The organism is Psychrobacillus sp. NPDC058041, assembly GCF_042885655.1.
Lineage (GTDB): Bacteria > Bacillota > Bacilli > Bacillales_A > Planococcaceae > Psychrobacillus.
On record NZ_JBHVRO010000003.1, the window covers coordinates 376,757 to 398,321 of the forward strand.

The following is a 21,565-nucleotide window of genomic DNA, read 5'->3' on the forward strand; positions in this document are numbered from 1 at the left end:
GACAAAAAGAGGGGGCGATAAAATTGAAAGAAGTCTTAGAAAAGTTACTAAAGCAAGATAAGAAGAAGGTTAGTTTCATACTATTTCTATTACTAGCTATGTCAGCAATTATTTCCGTATATTCTTGGTCAATGGCATCCTCCGAGACAAAACAAATAACTGAAAATGAATCGCAAATTCAAACAAGCTATGATTACAAGGCGACACTTACACCTAATATCCTTTATCCAACTGGAGGAACAATTGAAGTAGGAAATACTGTTATGAAGAAAATTACAAAGGAAATCCCTTTTACCCTTATTTCATCTGTAAATTCACAGGTTCCAGTAAGTGCAAACGTGTCACATGAAGTACATCTACTTCTAAAGGCGGGAGAATATTGGGAAAAATCATTCCCTTTAGAAGAAAAAAAGTTTATTGAACAAAATGGGACAAGTGTGACCATTGTAAATAATAATTATAAAATTGATTTAGAAATGATTAAAAATTTTATTACTAAGGTAGAAGATGAAATAGGAGTAAGATCTGATAAGTATACGATTGAAGTTATTCCAAATGTCCAAGGTACAATTAGTTATAACGGGGTAGAGAAGGATATTCAAATGGAGGATCACTTAATTTTTCAGATTTCATATGATGAAATTTTATTAGCAAGTGAGAAAAAATTTGCTTCTTCCATCCCATTTATATCCACAAAAGTTAGTTCAAATACAATTAGTTTGTTCGGGTTTGATACATCTCCAGTTCCTGTTCGTATCGCGAGTACTGTGTTCGTACTTCTCTTTGCAGTATTAATTAGCTATTTGAATAAAGATTTTGTAGCTAATCGGAAAAAGAACGCTCCATCACAAGGTGAAAAAATTAATAAGAAGTATGGAAATAGATTAATTCCAGTTTCCAATAAAGTAGAAATTGGTCGAAAATCGATAGTTACGTTAAATTCATTTAAAGCCATCATACAAATTGCAGATGCAAAAGAGTTACCTATTTTTTACTACAACATTCATCTGGAGGAGAGTAAGTTATATTTCATCATAGATGGTGACTATATGTATCAATATGAAATTAATGAAATGGAATTATCACGAAGTCGCAGTAGAAGTAGGAGTAAAAATAGTAAGAATGAAACAGAAAGTGATCCATCATATGTACTGGAATAATAACTTTTCTTCTTTCATAAGAAAGAATCCTTCCAGTAAGATGCATCTGGCGCTTATATATCGATATATTTCTCTTTTATTAACTTCTTGCTTTTTTTTATTAGGGCCACCTCAATCGTCATTTGTTTTTAAATTAGGATTAGTTGTATCACTTACTGTAGCAGCTTGGATTTTAACGGATTTACAACGAAGAAATAGAGAAAATAAAAAAAGATTAAAAACGATTGTTTTAACTGAAACGATTGGTTTGACTTTATTGCTTATTCCAACAGGTGGTATTGCAAGTCCATTTATATGGTATGCACTGAACCCTGTGTTGGTAGCTGCAAGTTTTCTAACGCCTTCCTTCTGTTGGTGGGTATTAACTTTCTATCTAAGTAGTGCGACATTCATTTCCTATACTTTATTTAATTCAAACAATATGCTCCCCCTTTTACAAGAGAGCTCCTATGTTTATCTAGTCAGTTTACTAACTGCGGTTCTTGTCATGTTATTTTCCGGTCTCATGAAAGGAATGGATTTGAAGGCAACTACATTAAAGAACCAACAGGAAGAATTATTACTCGTAAATAAAAAACTTTCTGAAGCAAACAAAATGTATGCAGATACTTTAGAGCATATTATGTCTCTTTATCACTTAATGGATAACTTTTCATCAAATAAAAGTCCTGAAAAGTTAACAACTGAAATTACATCCTCGCTAATTAAATGTACCCAAAAAGAATCTGTATTCTTTTGGTTAATAGATCTTCATCAACAGAAAAGTTATTTAGAAAATACAACTAGCATTTTGAACATGGAAGATGAGCTCAAGAAAGAATGGCATCGTATTAGTCAAAATAACCAATCGTTTATGGACAAGATTCACAATGAATATTTTTGGATGAAAATAATTAGAACATCTAAAAATGTCGGGGTTGTAGGAATTAAGGTCAGTAGTTTTAGTGAGGTAAGAGATACCTTCCTACTTAATCGCACATTTGAGTTTATAGCAGAGCTTAGTGAAATCATGTTAGAGAGAATTCACATGGATCAAATGACGGATCAGCTAATTATCATTGAAGAACAAAATCGTATTGCCAATGAAATACACGACAGTGTCTCTCAGAAACTATTTGGAATAGTTTACTCATTGCATAGTCTACAGATTAAAAGTCAAAGTATTTCAAAAGAAGAGTTGAATCGGGAGTATCAGTTCCTATCAAAGACAGCGAATTCGACTATAAAAGAACTAAGAGCAGCTATTTACCGACTTAGCTCGGTTAAAAAAGGAGATAAACCATTTTTAGTACTTGTCAAAAATTATTTAGATGAGTATGCCAAGCTAAATGACGTAAAAATTAACTATCAAATAACGGGAGATGAATCGTTCATTCCTCCTAAACTAAAAACAGAGCTCTATCGAATTATTTGTGAGGCATGTGGAAATGCAGTTCGGCACGGGGAATGTAGTACGATGGAGATAAGATTATCTTTACTAGAAGAAAAAACATTACTTGTAATACTAGACAACGGGATTGGATTTAATTTGCATAATCAGGAAGACAAGAAGGATAAAGGAATAGGTCTTTTTAACATGAGAAGTATTGTAAATTCATATAACGGATCATTCGTGCTAGACGGGAAACCAGGAGAAGGAACAAAAATCCAAATAGATATTCCAATTGGGAAAATGCTAAAAAAACAAGAGGTGCTTAGTTCATGAAAGTAGTTATTATTGATGATCATCCATTAATTAGAAAAGGACTAAGATCATTATTTTCTTTGGATGAGTTAATGGAGGTACTTGGAGAAGCTACGAATAGAAGAGAAGCATTAGAACTGCTTCGAGCAGTAAAACCGGATATTGCGATAGTAGATCTCCGTTTAGGGGATGATTCGGGATTAGATTTAATAAAGGAGGCTTCTCGAGTAGGGATAACATGCAAATTTGTTGTATTAACTTCCTCAACAAATGAGGAAGACTTTAACAAAGCGAAAGAAATTGGTGTAGCTGGCTACCTGTTAAAAGAAGCCCTTCCAGAAGAGTTACTTCATGCGCTGCAAATGATAAGCAAAGGACGTAAATACTACGATCCAACCGTATTAGATTTAATCATGAATGCAAAATCACCGTTTGAAGAAGATGGTCATATTGAACATCTAACGCCAAAAGAAAAAGAAATATTAATAGAACTTGGAAAAGGATATTCTAATAAAGAAATTTCAAAAACATTATATATAACCGAATTTACTGTAAAAAAACATGTAAGCCAAGTATTTGCAAAACTAGGACTAGCCGACAGAACCCAAGCAGCCCTATATGCAAATGCAAAAGGCCTTGTTAAATACGTTATAAACTCCTAATCTAAAAATTATTACAAAGTTGTTACCGGTGTATTTTCTATTAAAAATGAAAAAGAAATCCACTCAAGCGTTTTAATCTTGAGTGGATTTCTTTTGTTAATATAGTGGAAGCTCTTGAACATACGAACGATGAATATACAATTCCTCGTAAGAAGAAGAGTCAGAGAGGACTTTGATCCAGTCGGATTCTGGTAAGTTATCATCTAAAATAGTTATAGGCATTCTACTATTTGTGTATCTATATGCAGCTGCATATTCCGTTCCTGGTCCAGTTCTAACGTTTAGGCCAGTTGTAGTTGTAATGCCCAGTTTGTATGGGGTTATGGAATCTTTGCCCCCCATCATTTGATCGATACGATACAAATGCCCTGCTGCTTTTGCTCCCCAAAATGGATCGGATGCGTATTTTAGGTTTATTCCTATTGCTTTATTTCCAAAGACGGCTCCATTCGCATAGCCTGCGTTAGGAGGGAGGTAGTTTTTATTTAAAAAAGCAGTGACTAGTTCATTAATATTTTGTTCTACTGTACCGAAATATTTGGCTAATGGGTTGTTATCTGTTACATATAATCCGAAAAGGTTATTGTATTGTTGTGCTCTATCGCTCATTCCATAGGCACTTTCATGCTGGGCAAGAGCAAGGATAAACAAGGCATTGATGTGCTGTGTTTCTTCTATTTGCTTTAAATAAGTTCCAAGACCAATAAGTTTACTTTTTTGAGTTGCTTGTTGATACATAATGTTAGTTGGATTATCTATCTCTAATTTTTGAAGCATGTACATTATATACGTATCTATTTCTTCAGCTGTATAATTCGTTTTGCTGCGAGCAGATAAATATTGGAAGTATGGATAACTTGTCCCCACTTCTTGACCAGCTGCGTTTGTAAAATGAGTTCCGTCCACGCTGTAATATTTTTGGCCGGAAATCATGAAAATAGGTGCTGTTCCAACTTGATAGGAAGAATACGATCCAGTATTAGATGAATAAATCGAATGTACAAGTTGTCCGTTTGAAGTGGAATAATAGGATCTACCTGTTATTGCATTCCACGGTATTAGATTACTATTCTCTTGTTTTATATACATAGTATTACCAGCAACATTCACTTCTACATACGCGTCTGTCGAGTCTATATAAAGCAGTTCCGAATTAGAAGGTACATAGGTTACTACTTTTGTTAGTAGCTTGTCAGAATAAATATTTGTTAACACATTAGTAGAAGTAGCTTTTGTTACAACTAAGCCACCTGGAATTTTAATAAAAGTATTGTTATGTTGAATAGCTTGATCAGTTTTCAAATTTGTCACTGCTTCTCCGTACGTAGCGTAAGACTTTACAATGTTAGTAGTTCCATTCGACTGAATGTTCACCACGTCATATGTACCCGGTGCTTCAATTGTGAATTTCTTGGTGTTATATGTAGAGATAGGATTTCCATCTTTATCTTTAATGTTGTTCGTAATATGTAAAGTATACGTTTCGGAATTGGTATAACCTTCAAGTGGTGGTGAAACAAGTACTCGTTTTCGATCTGCCGAAAGCGTTACTTCACCATTTTTCTTTTCTCCAAACTGGTCCAAAACAAAAATAGAGTTTGAATCGATAGATGCAGGATCTACTTCTTTATTGAATGTAATTGTCCAAGTTTTGTTCGGTTTTACATTCAACGAAGCAGCTAATTCCTCTGCGCTTGCCATCATAGGTAATACCAACATTAAAAGTATCGTAAAAAAACATGGAATTATATATTTATATTTGTGTTTTATTTGAAACAATTAATTTTCCTCCTTTAAACCTGTTTTGCCACTATTATACTATAAGTCTACTGTCTAAAGTTCTATTAAACTAGAATGTTTTTAAATAAACCGGGAGATATCTAATGGAAACTAGAAATCCCTTAAGTCTTTTGTAAGAGAATCTAATAAAGAGTTGTTTACCGAAGTTTACAGCTCGCTTTCCGCGGGCGTTGCTTCAGCATCCTCACTTCGAGCGGACGCTTCTCCAAAAAACACAAGAAATTTCAGCTTCAGTTACTTCCGTTCTTAACTATCTAATTGTTTCAAATGATAAAAAGCGAGATAAGTTCACTTAAAAACGAAAAAGAAGAGAAGAAACCCCAACCATTCCATCCTCTACTTTTTCAGTCTTTTCGATTAGAGCGGTGTCTCTTCAATCTCGCCAAATCCTAAAATATGAAGTAAACATTAAGTAAATAGCACCTTACTAATTAGAGTTTTTCATATGCATACTCACATACTTTGCAACATATTTTCGCGTAATTTAATCAACATTCGTTCCCGTCTTTTCTTTATGCCTGGAATCGTAATTCCTGCTCGAGTTGCAGCTTGTTGTAAAGAGATTCCCTCTACGAAGATCCATATTATTAAATCTCGTTCGTTTTTCGTAAGTTTTTCCAATGCAACAGCTAAGTCTTCATTATCTATATTCTTTACTAATGTTTGCTCAACGAGGACTGTTAGTGTATCTTCCTCCACTGGATGAATAGTTTCTTCTACACGTTTTTCCTTTTTTAATTCGTCCAAAATTGCACCATATATACATCGGTATGCATAAGGTGCAAATTCTCCTTTCTCCGAATCGAATTTTATCCATGCTTGCCATAAAGCAATTCTTCCAGCTTGTTTATACAATTCATGATTTTTATAGATATTTAGCTTTCGAATACAGGCAGAAATCATTGGTTCAAATTGTATTAAACTCTCTTCGAATATAGTCACTGTACTTTCCTTTGGAGTCGTGCACGATTCAATTATTCCTAGGTAGCCTCAGCTTAATTGGTCTGAATCTATTAATCCAATTCTTGAAAAGTAGGTTTATAAGTCCAAACAACCTGTTCGTTCAGACAGAACTAATTGTTTTATAATGGTAGTAATTACTAATACATAAAAATAATTCACATAATTACATATTTTCAGTAAATTTATACTATACAAATATATGGAAGTTTGGTAGAATATATCCATATTGATGAAAAGGGGGATTTATTTTTGAAAAACTGTGATTCTAATTTAATTAACAAACATACTTTGATGCTTGAATCAGTTTTTACAGGTGAGTATAAGTCAAAAATTATTACAACCCATGGAATTTTCTTTTCCAAAATAACTGTGCCACAATTGATGAGTAAAGCTTGCATTCAATACGCCTCTACAATAGAAGGGCGTATGCAAGCAACGAAAAAATTAATGAATTATTTAGTTAAAACTCCTGTTCTTATTGATCCAAATGAGTTTGGAGCATTTCCAACTAAGTCCTATAAAAGCGTCGAATGTGTTTGGATTTTTAATCATCAGTTTGAAGTTGATTCAACAGGAAAAGGCCAATCCCAAGTGACTTTTAGAAATGGAATGACCTTTCCAGTTAATGTATCCAAAATCGTTCTATTAAAACAACAGCAAAGACTAAACAACGCAATTTATACCTACCGTCTTATTCATCGAAATCTAGACCACACGTAGTGAATCCCAGAATAATTGCACAACTAAATTATGCTTTATAGAGGATATTAGCGGCTGAAAGGATTGTTTCAGCTGCTCTTTTTACTTAATGGAGTTTTCGAAAATAATAAAAAGCCTTCAAGCAATAATTTACTTGAAGGCTTATATATTTTTCACTCAAAAATGGAGGGGGTATTCAACTTAAGAGTGATATAACACAAAGATAAATAAAGATTCAATATGAATGCGCTCAATTATTTTTTATAAAAGAGATTGCACTCGTGCAAATCCAAAGCTAGAGGTTTGTCATTACCACCATCCGCTTTATTTTTGGTACACTTATAAACTATCACATAAAAATAGTTTTGTTTATTGGGAAAATTTAAACTACTATATAATTAATAAGAGAATTTTATAGGGGGTGAGATTGTGCAAATAGGTTCGTTGATAAAGTACTACCGTTTAAAACAAGAAATGACTCAGAGTACGCTAGCTATGGGGATTTGTTCGGTTCCACATCTCAGTAAAATTGAAAATAATAGTAAAGAAGCAAATCGGGAAACGATACGATTATTGCTCGAAAGATTAACGATAAGTTTGCAAGATGTAGAAAACAGTTCTAGAAATATTCGACATTTATTAACTGAATTTATAGCTCATATTCAATATTGCGAGGAAGAAAAGGTAACAGAGGCATTCTTACAATTAGAAAATTATAAAGAAATAGTTATATTTACGGACTATATGTATCTATATGAGTTATACAAACTAAGATATTATCTGTTTATTAAGGATGTAGATATTGCAGAAAAACAATTGAAGTGGTTGCAATTCCAAAAACAGAATTTTTCCCAACATGAAAAGTATTTACTTTCTTATTTTAGTGGGTTAATTTTACTTTTAAGAGGGAGATATGTTGAAGCGGATGAAATACTATCTCTCGTCATAGAAGAGAATATAGGACTTGGTTCGTTTGAAGGGGAGATATATTATCACTTAGCAGTTGTGAAAGGGTATTTAGATCAGTCTAGTCAAGCAATACTTTACGGTAAAAAAGCGTTGCAATTTTTTAAAGAACAATATAACTTCAAAAGAATTATTTATGCGCTCATGTCACTAGCGATCAATTATTCACGTTTAAAAGTTTATAATGAAGCTCTTGAAACGTATAATCATCTTTTACGAATCACAGAAATGTTTTCTCATAGTAATTTGCTTTCTCAGGTATATCACAATATAGGTGACCTACATCATAATATGGGTAATTATTCGATCGCACTTGCGTATTTTAAAAAGAGTGCATCTATTATGCCTACAAACAATGAAAACTATCTTCTATGTTTATATAATATTTCCCAAACTGAGTTTATATTGGAGCGATGTTCAGAAAGCAAAGATAGTTTTGAACTTTTAAAAGAGGAAGCATTTATAATGAAAATTTTTCATTATCAACTATACGCAAAATTTTATTTATTGTTATTAAATGACCAAAAAGAAAAAGCCATGATATTTTTAGAAAAAAAATTATTGCCCTTCACCTCCAAGAGAGGCGAGTTAAAAGAAGCTCATCAGCATTTTTCAAATATCTTAGCCGATTACTATAAACAAGAAGGTAAATTTGAAAAGGCAGTGCAATTTATTATGTAAAGGAGGTGTACAATATTGAAAAAAGCAATTCTTCTTATACTAATCATGTCTGTTGCCTTAGCTACAAATATGAACACAGAGAAAGTAGAAGCAGCAATTGATTCACATGCAGAATACGAAACAAATTCTTTTCCAATCCATCCACCAGTTGTCAAAGAAGTATGACTGCAGATTTAGCTAGATGATATTATTTTTGTATTTATAAATTGATAGACATGTACAGAAAAAGCAAGAGAGATCCACAAGGGTCTCTCTTTTGTATTTCCCAATTTGTGTAATGCATTAAAAACCTACAAGGTACATGCGATATATAAAATACCTTCCATTGCATGGAAATCAATATTAATTTAATATAGGACTTAATACATAATATTGTAGATATTATACTCATTAATCTATCGTTTGGAGGAGAAAAAGGTGAAAAAAGTCTCAAAAATATTCGTGTCACTCGTTTTATTAATAAGTTTTTTCCCTACTTTAATAGGTACTGAAAAAGCTAGTGCAAATGTGGGAATCCCATCAAATGAAAATCTAGAAAAACTCTTTAAGCATGAGTCAATGGCATATATTGACCCTTCCTATGAAGGTGTTCTTACTTCAACTTCTCAATTATATGTAATGTTGAATCAAGCGAAAAAACAGTATATCGAATTTAGGAAAGAAATAGTTTCTTCGCATAACGGTAATAAGAATACGCAATTAAAATTACTGGATAGTGTTTATGAAGAAAGAATTACAAAAGGTTTAGTTGCCTATATTGATGCAATGAATTATGCAACAAAATATTTGGATCCCATTATGGAACAAATTCATGTTGCCGAGCAAACAGGAGATTTAGATAAACTAGAAAAAGAGTATCATAAGTTGTCTTATCAATTAAAAGATAGATCCTCTATTTTATATCGTTTTAGAGGAAAGGTAACACGAGATCTTATTCTTAGTAGATACAAGTTGCCAGCAGATAATAAAAGAACCGAGTTAATCATACCGGTAACGATCATTATGAAAACGAATGAAGCAGAATTATATATGAAAGAAGGGAAAATAGAGGAAGCGAAAAAGATTATGCTTTTAGTCGAAGGATTAATGACTAAACTACCTTCTAATTCTACTAATCTAGTATTATCTAAATTAATCAAAGAAGTTGTCGATATTGAAAAACAATTAGAAACACAAACTACTCCTGTCCCAAACCCAGGATCGGGATCAGAAGTGAGCATATCTACCATTCAAGATGTCATTGTGAAGCAAGGGCTTGTATTGCCCAAAACAGTTACAGCTAAAATGAGTAATGGAGCGACAAAGAGTTATAGTGTAGTTTGGCCAGAGCAATCTACCTTAATTCCCGGAGAGTTCACAGCCGAAATTCAAGTAAATGGAAAGAAATATACAATTCATTTAACAGTTATGGAAAATAGTAATTATGTGGATGCTATGACGTTGCAATCCATCATAGAAACACTTCCCGAAGTAATTACAATTATTAACTACGAAGAAATTAATAGAGCGAATGATTTATTTGAAAGTTTAAATGATGAGGCTTTATCTTTTATAAATGTAGAAGTGCAGAAAAAACTCGAAAAACTTGTTCAAATGATGGAAGATCAAATAAAAGTCGAAAATGTAATTGGAAAAATTAACTCTTTACCAGAAGTAACTGATTTAACCTCAATGAATATTAATACTATTTTGGAAACAAAGTTAGCTTATGAAGGATTGTCAGAACAACTTCGACTAATGATTCCAGCAACATTAATTGAGAAACTGCAAGCTAGTATAGAGTGGATTGCAATTCATGCGGAAAAACAAGCATTAATTCAAGCTGCTAATGATGCATTAGGACAACTACCAAGTCTTGTGGATGTTAAAGTAGAAACTCTTGGAGCTACTCAAGCTTTAATCGGAGAAATTCACGGGAAAATAGACGCTGCTATATCGAAAGGTGCAATTCTAGGAGACTTTCCAAATTATACAGCTTTCCTAAACATAATTTCAAAAGTAGATGCACTAAAAGTTGAAGTGGAAATTGCAAATTTAATAGGTCCAGATGATTCCAATTTAATAGAAATTAGAAATCATTATGACTCTCTCTCAGAAGAACAACAAAGCTTTATCAGTAACTATAGTAAATTATTAGTACTAGAAGATGCCACGAAGTTTTCGTTAATTACATTAAATAAAAATGGAGAGGTAACACTTCCTTATAAAGTCGATGTAGAAATAATAGGTGATAATGGATGGACATACACAAATGGTTTGCTAAAGGCACCTATTTCAGAAACTGGTCGAGTAGCAACTGTTCAACTGAAGCTTAGTTTGGATGGTAATACGTGGACTTCGAGCAAATTTGACATCGTTATACCAGCAACCGATTTGCAAGCCCCAATTGCAAAAGAAGGATTTCCGCGTACACTGAATATGACGAAAAGTTCAGTTACAGTGGAAATGGCATTTGACGAGAAAGCAATTGTACAAGCTCTTTTAGTTGAGGAAGATGGAACGGAAGACCCTTCTATCAATGATTTGATTTTAGAAGATGGACCTCAGAAACGTATAGCTACAGTGGAGAAAGATAGCAGTTTCTCTTTTGTTTTTGAAGGCTTAAGTGCAGGGAAAACCTACACTCTGTTCTATTTTGCGGAAGATGAATCAGGAAATAAAATGAAGAACCTTGCGAAATATTCTATTTCTATTCCATATGTATCGACTTTGGAAAGTCTAGCAATTTCAAACTTTGACTACGCAACAATTTTTGCTAGTCAAGCTGTTCTAGTTAGTAAACCTATAAGTAGTTCAAATTTTCAAGGAAATAGTAAGAAATTCACTATATATGATGGAACAAATACGATAAATGTAGATTTGTGGTGGAATATACCTCAAAACGAATATGCTATTACTCCAGCCATGTCCATTGGATCTGCAGTTGAAAGCTATATTCAAATGAATAATCTAAATGGTCGTGCTACTTGGGCGAGCAGCTTTGGTGGTGATACTTTCCAAATTGGAACTTTCAATACAGGAAAGTCTGCCTTTGTACAAGTAAGTGGACCAAACTGGAATGAGTTCTTTTATACGGATCGCGTTACAGGTAGTGACGAAGATACATCAAAGAATCGTAGCTTTAGCATAAGTGATGGCTTGAAGATAGCTGAAATTAATTTAAATGACAATTATTATACAATGGATCAATTGGTGGATAGTTTAAATAGTCAGTTGACTTCTGCAAATGTGAAGGTCGAAGCGATAAAAAAGGACGATAATCATTTTATCTTAAAAGCGACTGAACTAAATGTTAATATTACAGTAGATGGTACCGATAAAAATGAGTTTTTTTAATGATATAGATAAAGCTGTTTAGGAAAACCCTATAGCTGCTTACTTTTGCTATTATAGATCAGTAAGGACCAATTTAAGAGGTTAAAAGCACTGTCAGGCTACTTCCTATTTAATAATATGGTGATTTTTCATTTTTAGAAAATCGTTGAAAAAGGCGACATTCCTGCGGGAATAGCGTTAGCAGAAGAACCCCGCAGCGAAGCGAGGAGGCTAAAGCAACGCCCGCGGAAAGGGAGCCATTTCAACGGTTTTCTTACTTATTAGACGGCCCCACCTAGTAAAGGAAAATTATGAGGACTTTTCCGGTGGATTCCTACTCTTCGTGTATGTGCGTTCTTCCGTGGAAGTTTAGCATGTTTTTCTCTTCTATTAATCAAGTTATATTCTGCGATGAAGCCATAGGTGAGTAGGGAAAATGACAAAAGGTTTCGGGAATGATGGACATTCCCGAAACCTTTTGTCCGTTATAGGTTTCCCTTCAACGGATTTATTAGTAAATTATAAAGTTTGTGGAATCATTTCTATTATCCATGAGCTAAAATCTGGATTTTCCTTCATGAACACTTCTTTTGGGAAAGATAAGTTAATTGGACGAGCTTGTTTAGATTCAATTTCAAACTGACCTATTGGGAATCCGAGTTTACAAACTATATCACCAGCCGCATCCAATAATTGAATTGGCAGGTTTTCAATAGTTAATGTATCTGCATATGAATTACGAATAACGATATAAACTTGAACAACGTTTTCCATTTCATGAAAATGAAATCCGACGATAGAGAGTTCATTTATTTTGAGTGGTTCTAATGAGGAAACTAATGTTGATACATATTCCTTTTGATCTTCTGTAAGACCATTTGACCAATCTTCATCTAAGTACAATTCAAAATCTTTTACTACTCTTTCGTAATACTCAAATACTAATTCAAAATCCATTTCATTTGTTATCTCTTCATATGGAACTAGTAAGTCTTCCTTTTCAAATAAAAAGTTCCATGGTCGTGCAGAACATGGTGGCAGCTCTCCAAACAATTCCATTTCAAACTCTTTCTTCGCTAGTTCTTTCCCTTCTTTATCTTTCACGATTAATACTATTTGTTCTAAACGTAAATTTTTTGGTAAAGAGTGTCTTATAATACCAGTTACAACAATACCAGCTTCAACCTTATATAGTTTAACCCCATGAACATGAAGTTGGTTAGCTACTAGGTCCTCTAACTGCTGATGATAATATTGAAAAATATACTTTTCCTGTGCTGGAACTTCCCACTCAGTAGAAAAGTCTAATTGTGTTTTATATGTGTTAGGTGAATTTGTCATTATTTAATTCCTTTCCATTTAAATAGTATTCTTCCATTATATCATAATAAAATCCATAGCTCCCCTCGTAGAAAGTTAAGAGATTATTATATAGAAGAGAAATACTTAATAATGTAAAATAGAAGAATATTCAAAAGGAGGAAAATTAATTATGATGAAAAAAACCGTTCAAATAGCATTCGTATTTATTTTACTTATTTCAGTTATGACAATTAATACAAACCAAGCTAGTGCACTGACCAAAGTGATGTGGGGTAAAACAGAATTAAAGGTTGGTCAAATCGGAAAAGTAACGATTCTTAAAAGCACAACTTTATGGAAATTAGAAAAAGATAATTCTTTGACAAAAGTACGTGATCTTAAAAAAGGGGAAGAGTACAGAGTATATAGCTATAAAAGCAATAATGGTGGATTGTATGGAGTAGGGGGAGGAGCTTTCGTTCTGAAAAATGCTTCCGTAAAGTATGAAACTCCATCTAAGAGTAAGTTGAATTTGTTAAAACAAGCAAATGGGGGCACAGTAGATAAACCAAAGGAAACAGAAGCTCCTTTAGAAGTAATCTCTGTGGAATAGTGCTGTGAATGAAACCCGATAGTCAATGGAAATGAGGGGAAAGAGTTGGAAAATGTTCTCGTATTAGGTGGTACACAATTTTTCGGTAAAAAGCTTGTAGCTAAGCTTTTGGAAAACGGGAAGAATGTAACAATAGCTACACGTGGCCTTACTAAAGATCCATTTGGAGACAAAGTAGAGCGTCTTATCATAGATCGAGAAAACAAATCATCATTAGAAAAAGCATTTTCTGATAGGAAATGGGATATCGTTTACGATCAAACCTGTCAGTCTCCACAAGAAGCTCTGGATACAGTATCTGCTCTCAATGGTAAGAGTAAGCGGTATATATTTACCTCTACTCAAGCAGTTTATGAGTTTGGGACTAAATGGACAGAAGAAGATTTTATTCCTGAAGATTTTACTTTTGAATATAAAAGTAGAAAACAATATGCTGGCTATGAGGGTTATCAAGAAGCAAAGCGTGCTGCTGAAACAGTATTATTTACTAAAAGTGAACTCGATGTTGTAGCAGTCAGGTTTCCAATCGTTATTGGAGCAGACGATTTCACGGAAAGACTAAAATTTCATGTAGATAAAGTGCTAAACGATGAAATGCTAGGGATTAAAAATCCAAAAGCAAGTTATAGCTTTATTCTTTCAGATGAAGCGGCAGACTTTCTATATAAAATGGGCCAATCCTCCTTTACTGGACCGATTAATCCTGGATGTGAAGAGGATATTTCATTAGAAGACCTTATAAGTAAAATAGAAGAACGCGTAGGTAAATCGGCAAATATTTTGAATGATGCACCTATAACAAACACTTCACCGTATGCACTTCCTGGTTCGTGGTCAATCAATACTGAAAAAGCGAATCGACTCGGCTATCAATTTTCAGAGTTACATACTATATTGGATGAGCTGATTGATTATTATAGTGAGATTAATAAATCTTAGAGACTAGTTTCTAAATCTACTTGGGACAATTCATTTCTGAAAAAAAGAATAACCGCTCTTTAAAGGAGCGGTTAACTTTGTTAAAGATTAAGAAAGTAAATGCATTTTTATTAAGTAACTGTCCACTTATGTCATGAATAGGTTGATTTCCGCTGCAGGCGGACGCTTTCCATGGGGCAAGCAATCAAGCCGCTTCCTTCGCTACGCTCCGTCCAGGGTCTTGATTTGCTTGCTAATCCCCTAGGAGTCGCCGCCTTCCGCTCCAATCAACAGAGCAAATAATAAAGACAATTTGCTTTGTCGAAATAATGAACTGGCACTTTCTTGTACTTATTCATATGGCAAGCAGAACCAGAGAAAAAATATGTATTATCTACCGATAAAGAAGTGAAGATATTCCGAAATGGTATCACCAGAAATTTTTAAAAAAGTAGGGAAGTATTTTTTCTCTAATTAGCCCAACCTAACGCATCATGGCCTCAGGAATTAGTCAAGCCAAGATGTACTTAAAGGGTGCTTGTGCTTATCTTATCTTTTAGGATTTGGTCCATATTTATTCTCACTATTCTTTCCATCTTGACACGTAAATACAATTACAATAATAGGACCAACTAGAGGAATTAAATTAAGTAAATACCACCATCCACTTCGCCCGGTATCATGTAATCTTCGAACGGTAACCGCTATAGCTGGAAGCAAAGTAGCTAATGTATAAAGTCCTGTTAATAAAGAAGATAAACCTGCGATTGACTCCACAATTGCCAACGCGATAGAAATGATTATATCGAAAAGAATAAACATCCAATATTCCTTGCGTCGCGCTCTTCCTTGAAATCCTACATAATTCTTTAATACTTTCAAATACCAATACAAACAAAATCCCCCTGAAAATTCAAATACGGTAATAGTAGTTTCTAACTATTACAATTTCAGTATAGCATCTGGTTATTAGGTTTTTTAGAGGTAAATGTTTCCTTACATTTTGTCGATTAATATTATTTTAAATGGCCAAGTTGCAATATTGATAGAATTGGAAAAAACATTATAAGTGACCCTAGCAGGAAAGAAGTAAAAAAAAGATTAACTAGTTAAATCTATACGTATTTTTGTATAATTTTGGTTGATATTCTAATTGATAATTTTCTTTTAAGTCATTTAATCTCTTTATTTGTAAAAAAAATTACTTTTCATAGGTAGTTTTGTAACATATTAACTAAATATAAAGTTGAATAGTTTCCAATTAAATAGTATTATAAAGGTTGATTGAAATATTTTGGTAATTTCTATACAATTTTACCTACATAATAAGGAGGAGTAACATGGGCAATCGTTTTATTAAACAAACAGCGGCAGTAGTATTGTTAACGACATCAGTATTATCATTCTCATCAGTAGCATTTGGAGCATCTACCTCAGTAGATCAATCGGTTAACAAGGTAAAGATGGAATTGAACAAAGCTGCTACTGAATACGTGTATCCAGCATTAGATGGGAAACTAGCATCAAGCGACTCATTATACCCTGTATTAAATAGTGCAAAGAAAAACTATCAAAATGCTGTAAAAGAAATTCAATCATCTAAACTTTCTCAAACAGAAAAGCAAGCGAAGTTGAAAGAGATTGAAACGTTGTACAATGAAAAAATTACAAAAGGATTGGTTCCATATATTGATGCATATAATTATGCAACAAAATATTTGGATCCACTATTAGCTGATATTAAAGTAGCTGAAGCGAAAAATGACTTTGCTGCAGTTGAAAAGGCATATCACCAAATTTCGTATCAATTAAAAGGAAGAACTGCTATTTTATATCGTTTCTCTGGAAAAGCATCTCGTGATTTGTTGCTTGATAAATACAAACAACCATCGGATCAAAAACGTGATGAATTAATGGTTCCAGTAACAATTTATATGAAAACTGTAGAAGTAGAAAAGCTTGTAAAAGAGGGTAAACTGGAAGAAGCGAAAAAAGTAATGGAAAGTATTCAAGCTTTAGTTGATCGTCTTCCAAGTTCCGCTTCAAATAGTTTTGTAACTGCTCTATTGAAAAATGTAGAGAAAGTTAAAGAAGTAGTTACTCCTGTTACTCCTCCTGCAGCAGGCGGTGGCGGTGGAGGTGGCGGCGGTGTAACGTCACCATCAGGGAATGATATTTTGAACTCAATGCTTAGTGAACAGGTTAAATTAGGTAATACTGCAACAGGTAGTAAAGTCGAAATTTCAATGGTAGGGAACAAACTTAATGTATTAATAAAAGAAAATAGTACATTAGGTCATTTTTATGATGAAGCAAATAGAGTTTTCAGTGTATTTAAATCTAAAAATACAACTGTCGAATCTGCTACTGTAACTTATAAAACTTCAGATGGTGATATTACAATCGGATCTAGCAACAATGGTTTAGACTTTGATAAAGTTATTGAAAAAGCGTTGGCTAAGGTAAACTTAGATAAAGATACATCATTGAGTGTTTTAGATGATAAAACAATAACTCTTCAAGTAACAGGAACAATAAGCGGCAAAGAATTTAAAGACACATATACATTTAAGTTCGAAACAGCTAAATAAACTCATGAAAATCCTTTATGTCCAATTTGACATAAAGGGTTTTTCATATAACAAGCGCCACATGTAACTTGCTTTCCAATAGTTAGCAACGAGATAGAAACTCGTTGGAAAAGGCGCCACTCCTGCGGGAATAGCGTTAGCTGAAGACCCCGCAGAGCAGCGAGGAGGCTGAGGCAATGCCCGCGGAAAGGGAGCCATTTCAACGACTTTCTTACTTATTGGCTAGTTCTATTTCGCAAAGTCGAATTATGTTGACTTTTTTTCTAACCACCCCTCTGTGTTAGCCACTATCTGGATGACAATTGAGTCTGTCACAGTGATGCTAGAATGAAAGAGGATCACACCATTCGAAAATAATATATAAGTACTGTGTAATTTGACATAATACAATATAAACAAACAAATTCCATCATTTCACGCCTATTTTCCTATATAACTCTACTCATCTTCTAATCTTCATGCTAAACTTAAACTAAGATAAAGTAAAAAGGGGAATATTATGAAAAAAAGAAGGAAGTTAAAAATATTTTTGCTCATCGCTTTAATCCTTATCCTTGGAGCGGGAAGTTACATACTATATGAACTAAAATTTAAAACTTATGATGTGGCCGATGATGAAGTAACCGAGATTGTAGCTGACCCATATACAGTAGAATTACCAGATGGAAGCAAGATTACCATCGATGAAAATGGAAATGTGATAGAAGAAAAAGCATCTGTTTTACATACGCAAACAGCTGATAATTCGACAACAAATGAAACAACGAGTAGCGGAATAAGTGAAGGACAGGCATCAGGCCAAACGCTAACGTCCGGTGTATCCACAACTACCAACAATGAATCTATTAAACCAACTGTTGGATCGATCAAAGAAAAATATATCCCAGCATTCACAGGTTTGGAAACACAAGCGGATTCTAAAATCAATGCACTTGTAGGACGTGCGAAAAGTGAGTATTTGGACAAGCAAGCAAAAGGTGAAAGTATTAATTTTGGATACTTTTATAATAAGTACATGGCTGCTGCAAAAGATTTAGAAGCTAGCACGGATAAAGTATTCAATGGTGTACTGGGTGCAGTAGAAAAAGATCTTACAAAAAACGGCTTTGATAAATCCTATGCACAAAGCTTTAAAACTGATTACGATGCTGCTAAAAAAGCTAGAAGAGATGGTATTTTAAGTAAAGCACTTGGAAAATAAACTCTCAAAAAAAAACCGTAAAGAATCTTTACGGTTTTTTTGCTATCATTTTATCCGCTCCTCTGTGTCAGGAAGACACAGGGCTGCTGGAGCATTGAACATATCTTTACGGATTATGGATTCCATTTTAGTAAAACTATTTAACTATGTATAATTGTCGAATTGACAAATATTTTATGAAAAATTGAGAGAATTTGTAATCAAAATGGGATAATATATGTTATAATAGAATTTATTAGTAAATGAAGATAATTGAGGTGTAAAGGGGTAGCTAGTATTTATGGAAGAAACGATTAGTTTACAAGATTTATATAAAACATTGAGGAAACGACTTGCTTTAATTATTAGTATAATGGTCCTTGCTGTAATAGTTGCGGGAGTTATTAGCTATTTCTTTTTGACACCAATATACCAAGCTTCGACGCAAATTCTTGTCAATCAACAAAAAATCGAACAGCAACAATTCAATACTCAAGACATACAAACGAATCTTCAACTTATAAATACATATAATGTCATTATTAAAAGTCCAGCAATTCTTTCTAAAGTGATTGAAAATTTAGATCTTAATACGACACCAGCCGAATTAACAAATAAAATCACTGTATCGAATGCACAAAATTCCCAAGTAGTTAATATTAGCGTACAAGATGCTGAATCATATAAAGCAGTGGATATTGCGAATACAACTGCACAAGTATTCCAAGAAGAAATCCAAAAATTAATGAAGGTAGACAACGTAAATATTCTATCCCCAGCAGTTCAATTGGAAAATCCGGTACCGGTTAAACCAGATCCAATTCTTAACATGGCTATTGCTGCCGTAATTGGATTAATGCTTGGAGTGGGTATTGCTTTCTTACTAGAGTATCTAGATACATCTATTAAAAATGAACAAGATATAGAGGAAATTTTACAATTACCAATACTAGGTCTTATAAGTCCGATACCAGTGAACAAAGATGTGGATTTGGTTACAAAGATTATGCCACGACGAAAGCGAGTGTAAACATGGCTAAAAAAACAAAGAGTTTAATAGAAGTGGCACGCAAATTAGTTGTGATAACGGAACCAAGATCTTTTGTTTCGGAGCAATTTCGTACTGCTCGCACAAATATAAACTTCTCCAAACCAGATGGAGAGTTAACGACATTATTATTTACATCTTCTGTACAAGCAGAAGGAAAGTCAACATCATCTGCGAATTTAGCCTGTTTGTTTGCACAAGAAGGAAAAAAAGTCGTGCTAATCGATGCAGATATGCGTAAACCAACAGTCCACTATACATTCCAGCTGACAAACACTGTAGGTCTATCAAATATTTTAACGAAAAAGATTCCAGTAATGGATTCGATTAAAGAAACTAATATAGAAAACCTTCAAATTATTACTAGTGGACCGATTCCACCGAATCCAGCAGAACTTTTAAGTGCCAAATCTATGGACGAAATGATAGAAGAATTAAAAAAACATTTTGATCTGATCATATTTGATGCACCCCCTGTGTTATCTGTAACAGATGCACAAATATTGGCGAATAAGAGCGAAGGCACAGTGCTTGTCATCAGTGCAGGAGCAACTGATAAAAATAGTGTATTAAAAGCAAAAGAGTTGTTAACTGCTTCCAAAGCCAAAATTATTGGCACGGTACTTAATAACTTTAAACTAGAAAAAGATCATTATTATTATCAATATTATGGTTCAGAGGAGTAAAAAACACTTAGGTGTCTTTTACTCTCTTTTATTTTACTATAAATACAAGAAATAGGAGAGTTATGCAATGATTGATATACATAGTCATATATTATATGGAGTAGATGATGGCCCAACTAACAAAGAAGAAACTATCAAATTGCTAGAAAATGCAATAAAAGAGGGAATAACAGAGATAATTTCCACATCTCATGTTTTACATCCGCAATACAATTCTGAAGCAGATGTTGTAAAACAACAACTTATCACATTACAGCAAGAAATAGTTGAACAGCGGCTTCCATTAAAATTACATTTAGGACATGAAGTTCGTTTAAGAGATAATTTAATTGAGTTACTAAAAGAAGAAAAGATTCACACATTAGCAGGTTCTAAATACGTACTTTTAGAGTTACCATCTCAAGGAATACCAAAGTACACGACAGATGTAATCCATGCGTTATTATCAGAGGATATTTTGCCTGTTATTGCACATCCGGAAAGAAACAGAGCAATTGCAGAAAATCCTACAAGATTGACAAAGCTGATTAATAACGGCGCACTTGCACAAATTACAGCTGGTAGTTTAGCAGGACATTTTGGACGAGGAATTCAAAAACTATCGTTGCAATTGGTTGATGCTAACTTAGTTCATACGTATGGTTCAGATGTTCATAATTTAAAAACGAGACCATATAAATTTGACGCGGGACTTAGATACTTAGAAAAACACAAAAGATTAGATGCAGTTGACATTTTTCTAGAAAATAACGCAAGAATCGTAGAAAATAGCGAAGTAATTATATTAGAGCCAGAAGAACTAGGCAAACCGAAGTGGTGGAATATTTTCGCTTAAATTGAGCGTATTTGGTAAAAAAATGACATGGTAATTTTTCTATATTTTGATAGCATATCTAATGATCTTTCAAAATGAAAGGTTATTAGGTATAAATATCTATAATTTGAGTGTCGAAAAAGGAAATGTGAATATAAAATCCCCATAAAATTCCCAAAGTGCTATAATAATCTATAGTAACTTAGAAGAAAGTCTTATAGTAACTTTGATTAATTCGAATTTAATGTAAATTTTGTAATTAACATAGGTCTTAGTGTTGAAATTTTCTTCGATGGGGGGGATTTAATGTCATATAAAAAAAGAATGTCGATGCTTGTACTTGTCGATTCTTGTATCGTTCTATTTTCTATTTATGTCGGATACTTCTTACTCCATCCAATAACTAATCCTTTTACAGACATACTTCTAATAATTAGTTCACTAACTATTTGTATAGCACATCATGGGTTTGCTATGTATTTT

The 21,565-nt window shown here is 33.4% G+C and carries 18 protein-coding genes; 14 read left to right on the forward strand and 4 right to left on the reverse strand.

Annotated elements, in window-relative coordinates; genetic code table 11:
- Window positions 1–23 precede the first annotated feature (23 nt).
- The 3 genes from ACFVR1_RS06910 to ACFVR1_RS06920 are packed head-to-tail and all read left to right on the forward strand — an operon-like array spanning window position 24 to window position 3,506.
- Window positions 24–1,160 carry a DUF5305 family protein gene (locus ACFVR1_RS06910; protein WP_387582136.1) on the forward strand — a complete coding sequence of 379 codons (1,137 nt, stop codon included), beginning with the start codon at window positions 24–26 and terminating at the stop codon, window positions 1,158–1,160.
- Window positions 1,123–2,865, forward strand: a complete 1,743-nt coding sequence (locus ACFVR1_RS06915; RefSeq protein ID WP_387582141.1) for a sensor histidine kinase — start codon at window positions 1,123–1,125, stop codon at window positions 2,863–2,865. Before ACFVR1_RS06910 ends, ACFVR1_RS06915 begins: the two co-directional genes overlap by 38 nt.
- Window positions 2,862–3,506 (forward strand): response regulator, encoded by a 645-nt coding sequence (locus ACFVR1_RS06920; protein ID WP_387582143.1) that lies wholly within the window; start codon window positions 2,862–2,864, stop codon window positions 3,504–3,506. Before ACFVR1_RS06915 ends, ACFVR1_RS06920 begins: the two co-directional genes overlap by 4 nt.
- Before the next feature lie 96 nt (window positions 3,507–3,602).
- On the opposite strand, the gene ACFVR1_RS06925 is transcribed toward ACFVR1_RS06920, so the two are convergent.
- Together ACFVR1_RS06925 and ACFVR1_RS06930 are read right to left on the reverse strand one after the other, a co-directional pair.
- Entirely contained in the window at window positions 3,603–5,285 is a 1,683-nt protein-coding gene (locus ACFVR1_RS06925; RefSeq protein WP_387582146.1) for an Ig-like domain-containing protein, read from the reverse strand.
- Between the two features lie 474 nt (window positions 5,286–5,759).
- Window positions 5,760–6,248 (reverse strand): sigma-70 family RNA polymerase sigma factor, encoded by a 489-nt coding sequence (locus ACFVR1_RS06930; protein ID WP_387582149.1) that lies wholly within the window; start codon window positions 6,246–6,248, stop codon window positions 5,760–5,762.
- A 270-nt stretch (window positions 6,249–6,518) separates the two neighbouring features.
- Here ACFVR1_RS06930 and ACFVR1_RS06935 point away from each other — a divergent pair, with 270 nt between their 5' ends.
- The 4 genes from ACFVR1_RS06935 to ACFVR1_RS06950 all read left to right on the forward strand — a co-directional run bounded on the left by ACFVR1_RS06935 (window position 6,519) and on the right by ACFVR1_RS06950 (window position 11,951).
- Window positions 6,519–6,989: a competence protein ComK gene (locus tag ACFVR1_RS06935; protein ID WP_387582152.1), complete on the forward strand. Its 471-nt coding sequence runs from the start codon at window positions 6,519–6,521 to the stop codon at window positions 6,987–6,989.
- A 408-nt stretch (window positions 6,990–7,397) separates the two neighbouring features.
- Window positions 7,398–8,615, forward strand: coding sequence for a tetratricopeptide repeat protein (locus ACFVR1_RS06940; RefSeq protein ID WP_387582155.1), 1,218 nt, complete (start codon window positions 7,398–7,400; stop codon window positions 8,613–8,615).
- A gap of 15 nt (window positions 8,616–8,630) precedes the next feature.
- Window positions 8,631–8,780 (forward strand): hypothetical protein, encoded by a 150-nt coding sequence (locus ACFVR1_RS06945; protein WP_387582158.1) that lies wholly within the window; start codon window positions 8,631–8,633, stop codon window positions 8,778–8,780.
- Window positions 8,781–9,032: 252 nt separating this feature from the next.
- Entirely contained in the window at window positions 9,033–11,951 is a 2,919-nt protein-coding gene (locus ACFVR1_RS06950) for an Ig-like domain-containing protein (protein ID WP_387582161.1), read from the forward strand.
- A 498-nt stretch (window positions 11,952–12,449) separates the two neighbouring features.
- Here ACFVR1_RS06950 and ACFVR1_RS06955 read toward each other — a convergent pair whose 3' ends face one another.
- Entirely contained in the window at window positions 12,450–13,271 is an 822-nt protein-coding gene (locus tag ACFVR1_RS06955) for an SLAP domain-containing protein (RefSeq protein WP_387582164.1), read from the reverse strand.
- 151 nt (window positions 13,272–13,422) lie between these two features.
- Here ACFVR1_RS06955 and ACFVR1_RS06960 point away from each other — a divergent pair, with 151 nt between their 5' ends.
- Complete coding sequence (locus ACFVR1_RS06960; RefSeq protein WP_387582167.1) at window positions 13,423–13,845, forward strand: hypothetical protein; 423 nt, start codon at window positions 13,423–13,425, stop codon at window positions 13,843–13,845.
- A gap of 45 nt (window positions 13,846–13,890) precedes the next feature.
- On the forward strand, window positions 13,891–14,784 hold the full coding sequence (locus tag ACFVR1_RS06965; RefSeq protein ID WP_387582169.1) for an NAD-dependent epimerase/dehydratase family protein: 894 nt from the start codon (window positions 13,891–13,893) through the stop codon (window positions 14,782–14,784).
- A 528-nt stretch (window positions 14,785–15,312) separates the two neighbouring features.
- Here the strand turns inward: ACFVR1_RS06965 and ACFVR1_RS06970 are convergent.
- A complete protein-coding gene (locus ACFVR1_RS06970; RefSeq protein WP_387582172.1) occupies window positions 15,313–15,657 on the reverse strand; it encodes a DUF805 domain-containing protein in 345 nt (114 codons plus the stop codon).
- Window positions 15,658–16,103: 446 nt separating this feature from the next.
- Between ACFVR1_RS06970 and ACFVR1_RS06975 the strand changes: the two genes are divergently transcribed.
- From ACFVR1_RS06975 to ACFVR1_RS06995, 5 genes are all read left to right on the forward strand, one after another.
- Window positions 16,104–17,354: a hypothetical protein gene (locus tag ACFVR1_RS06975; RefSeq protein ID WP_387582175.1), complete on the forward strand. Its 1,251-nt coding sequence runs from the start codon at window positions 16,104–16,106 to the stop codon at window positions 17,352–17,354.
- Window positions 17,355–17,853: 499 nt separating this feature from the next.
- A complete protein-coding gene (locus ACFVR1_RS06980; protein WP_387582178.1) occupies window positions 17,854–18,555 on the forward strand; it encodes a hypothetical protein in 702 nt (233 codons plus the stop codon).
- A gap of 280 nt (window positions 18,556–18,835) precedes the next feature.
- Window positions 18,836–19,564 (forward strand): YveK family protein, encoded by a 729-nt coding sequence (locus tag ACFVR1_RS06985; RefSeq protein WP_387582181.1) that lies wholly within the window; start codon window positions 18,836–18,838, stop codon window positions 19,562–19,564.
- 2 nt (window positions 19,565–19,566) lie between these two features.
- A complete protein-coding gene (locus tag ACFVR1_RS06990) occupies window positions 19,567–20,268 on the forward strand; it encodes a CpsD/CapB family tyrosine-protein kinase (RefSeq protein WP_387582184.1) in 702 nt (233 codons plus the stop codon).
- 67 nt (window positions 20,269–20,335) lie between these two features.
- Window positions 20,336–21,103, forward strand: a complete 768-nt coding sequence (locus tag ACFVR1_RS06995; RefSeq protein ID WP_387582187.1) for a tyrosine-protein phosphatase — start codon at window positions 20,336–20,338, stop codon at window positions 21,101–21,103.
- Window positions 21,104–21,565: the final 462 nt, after the last annotated feature.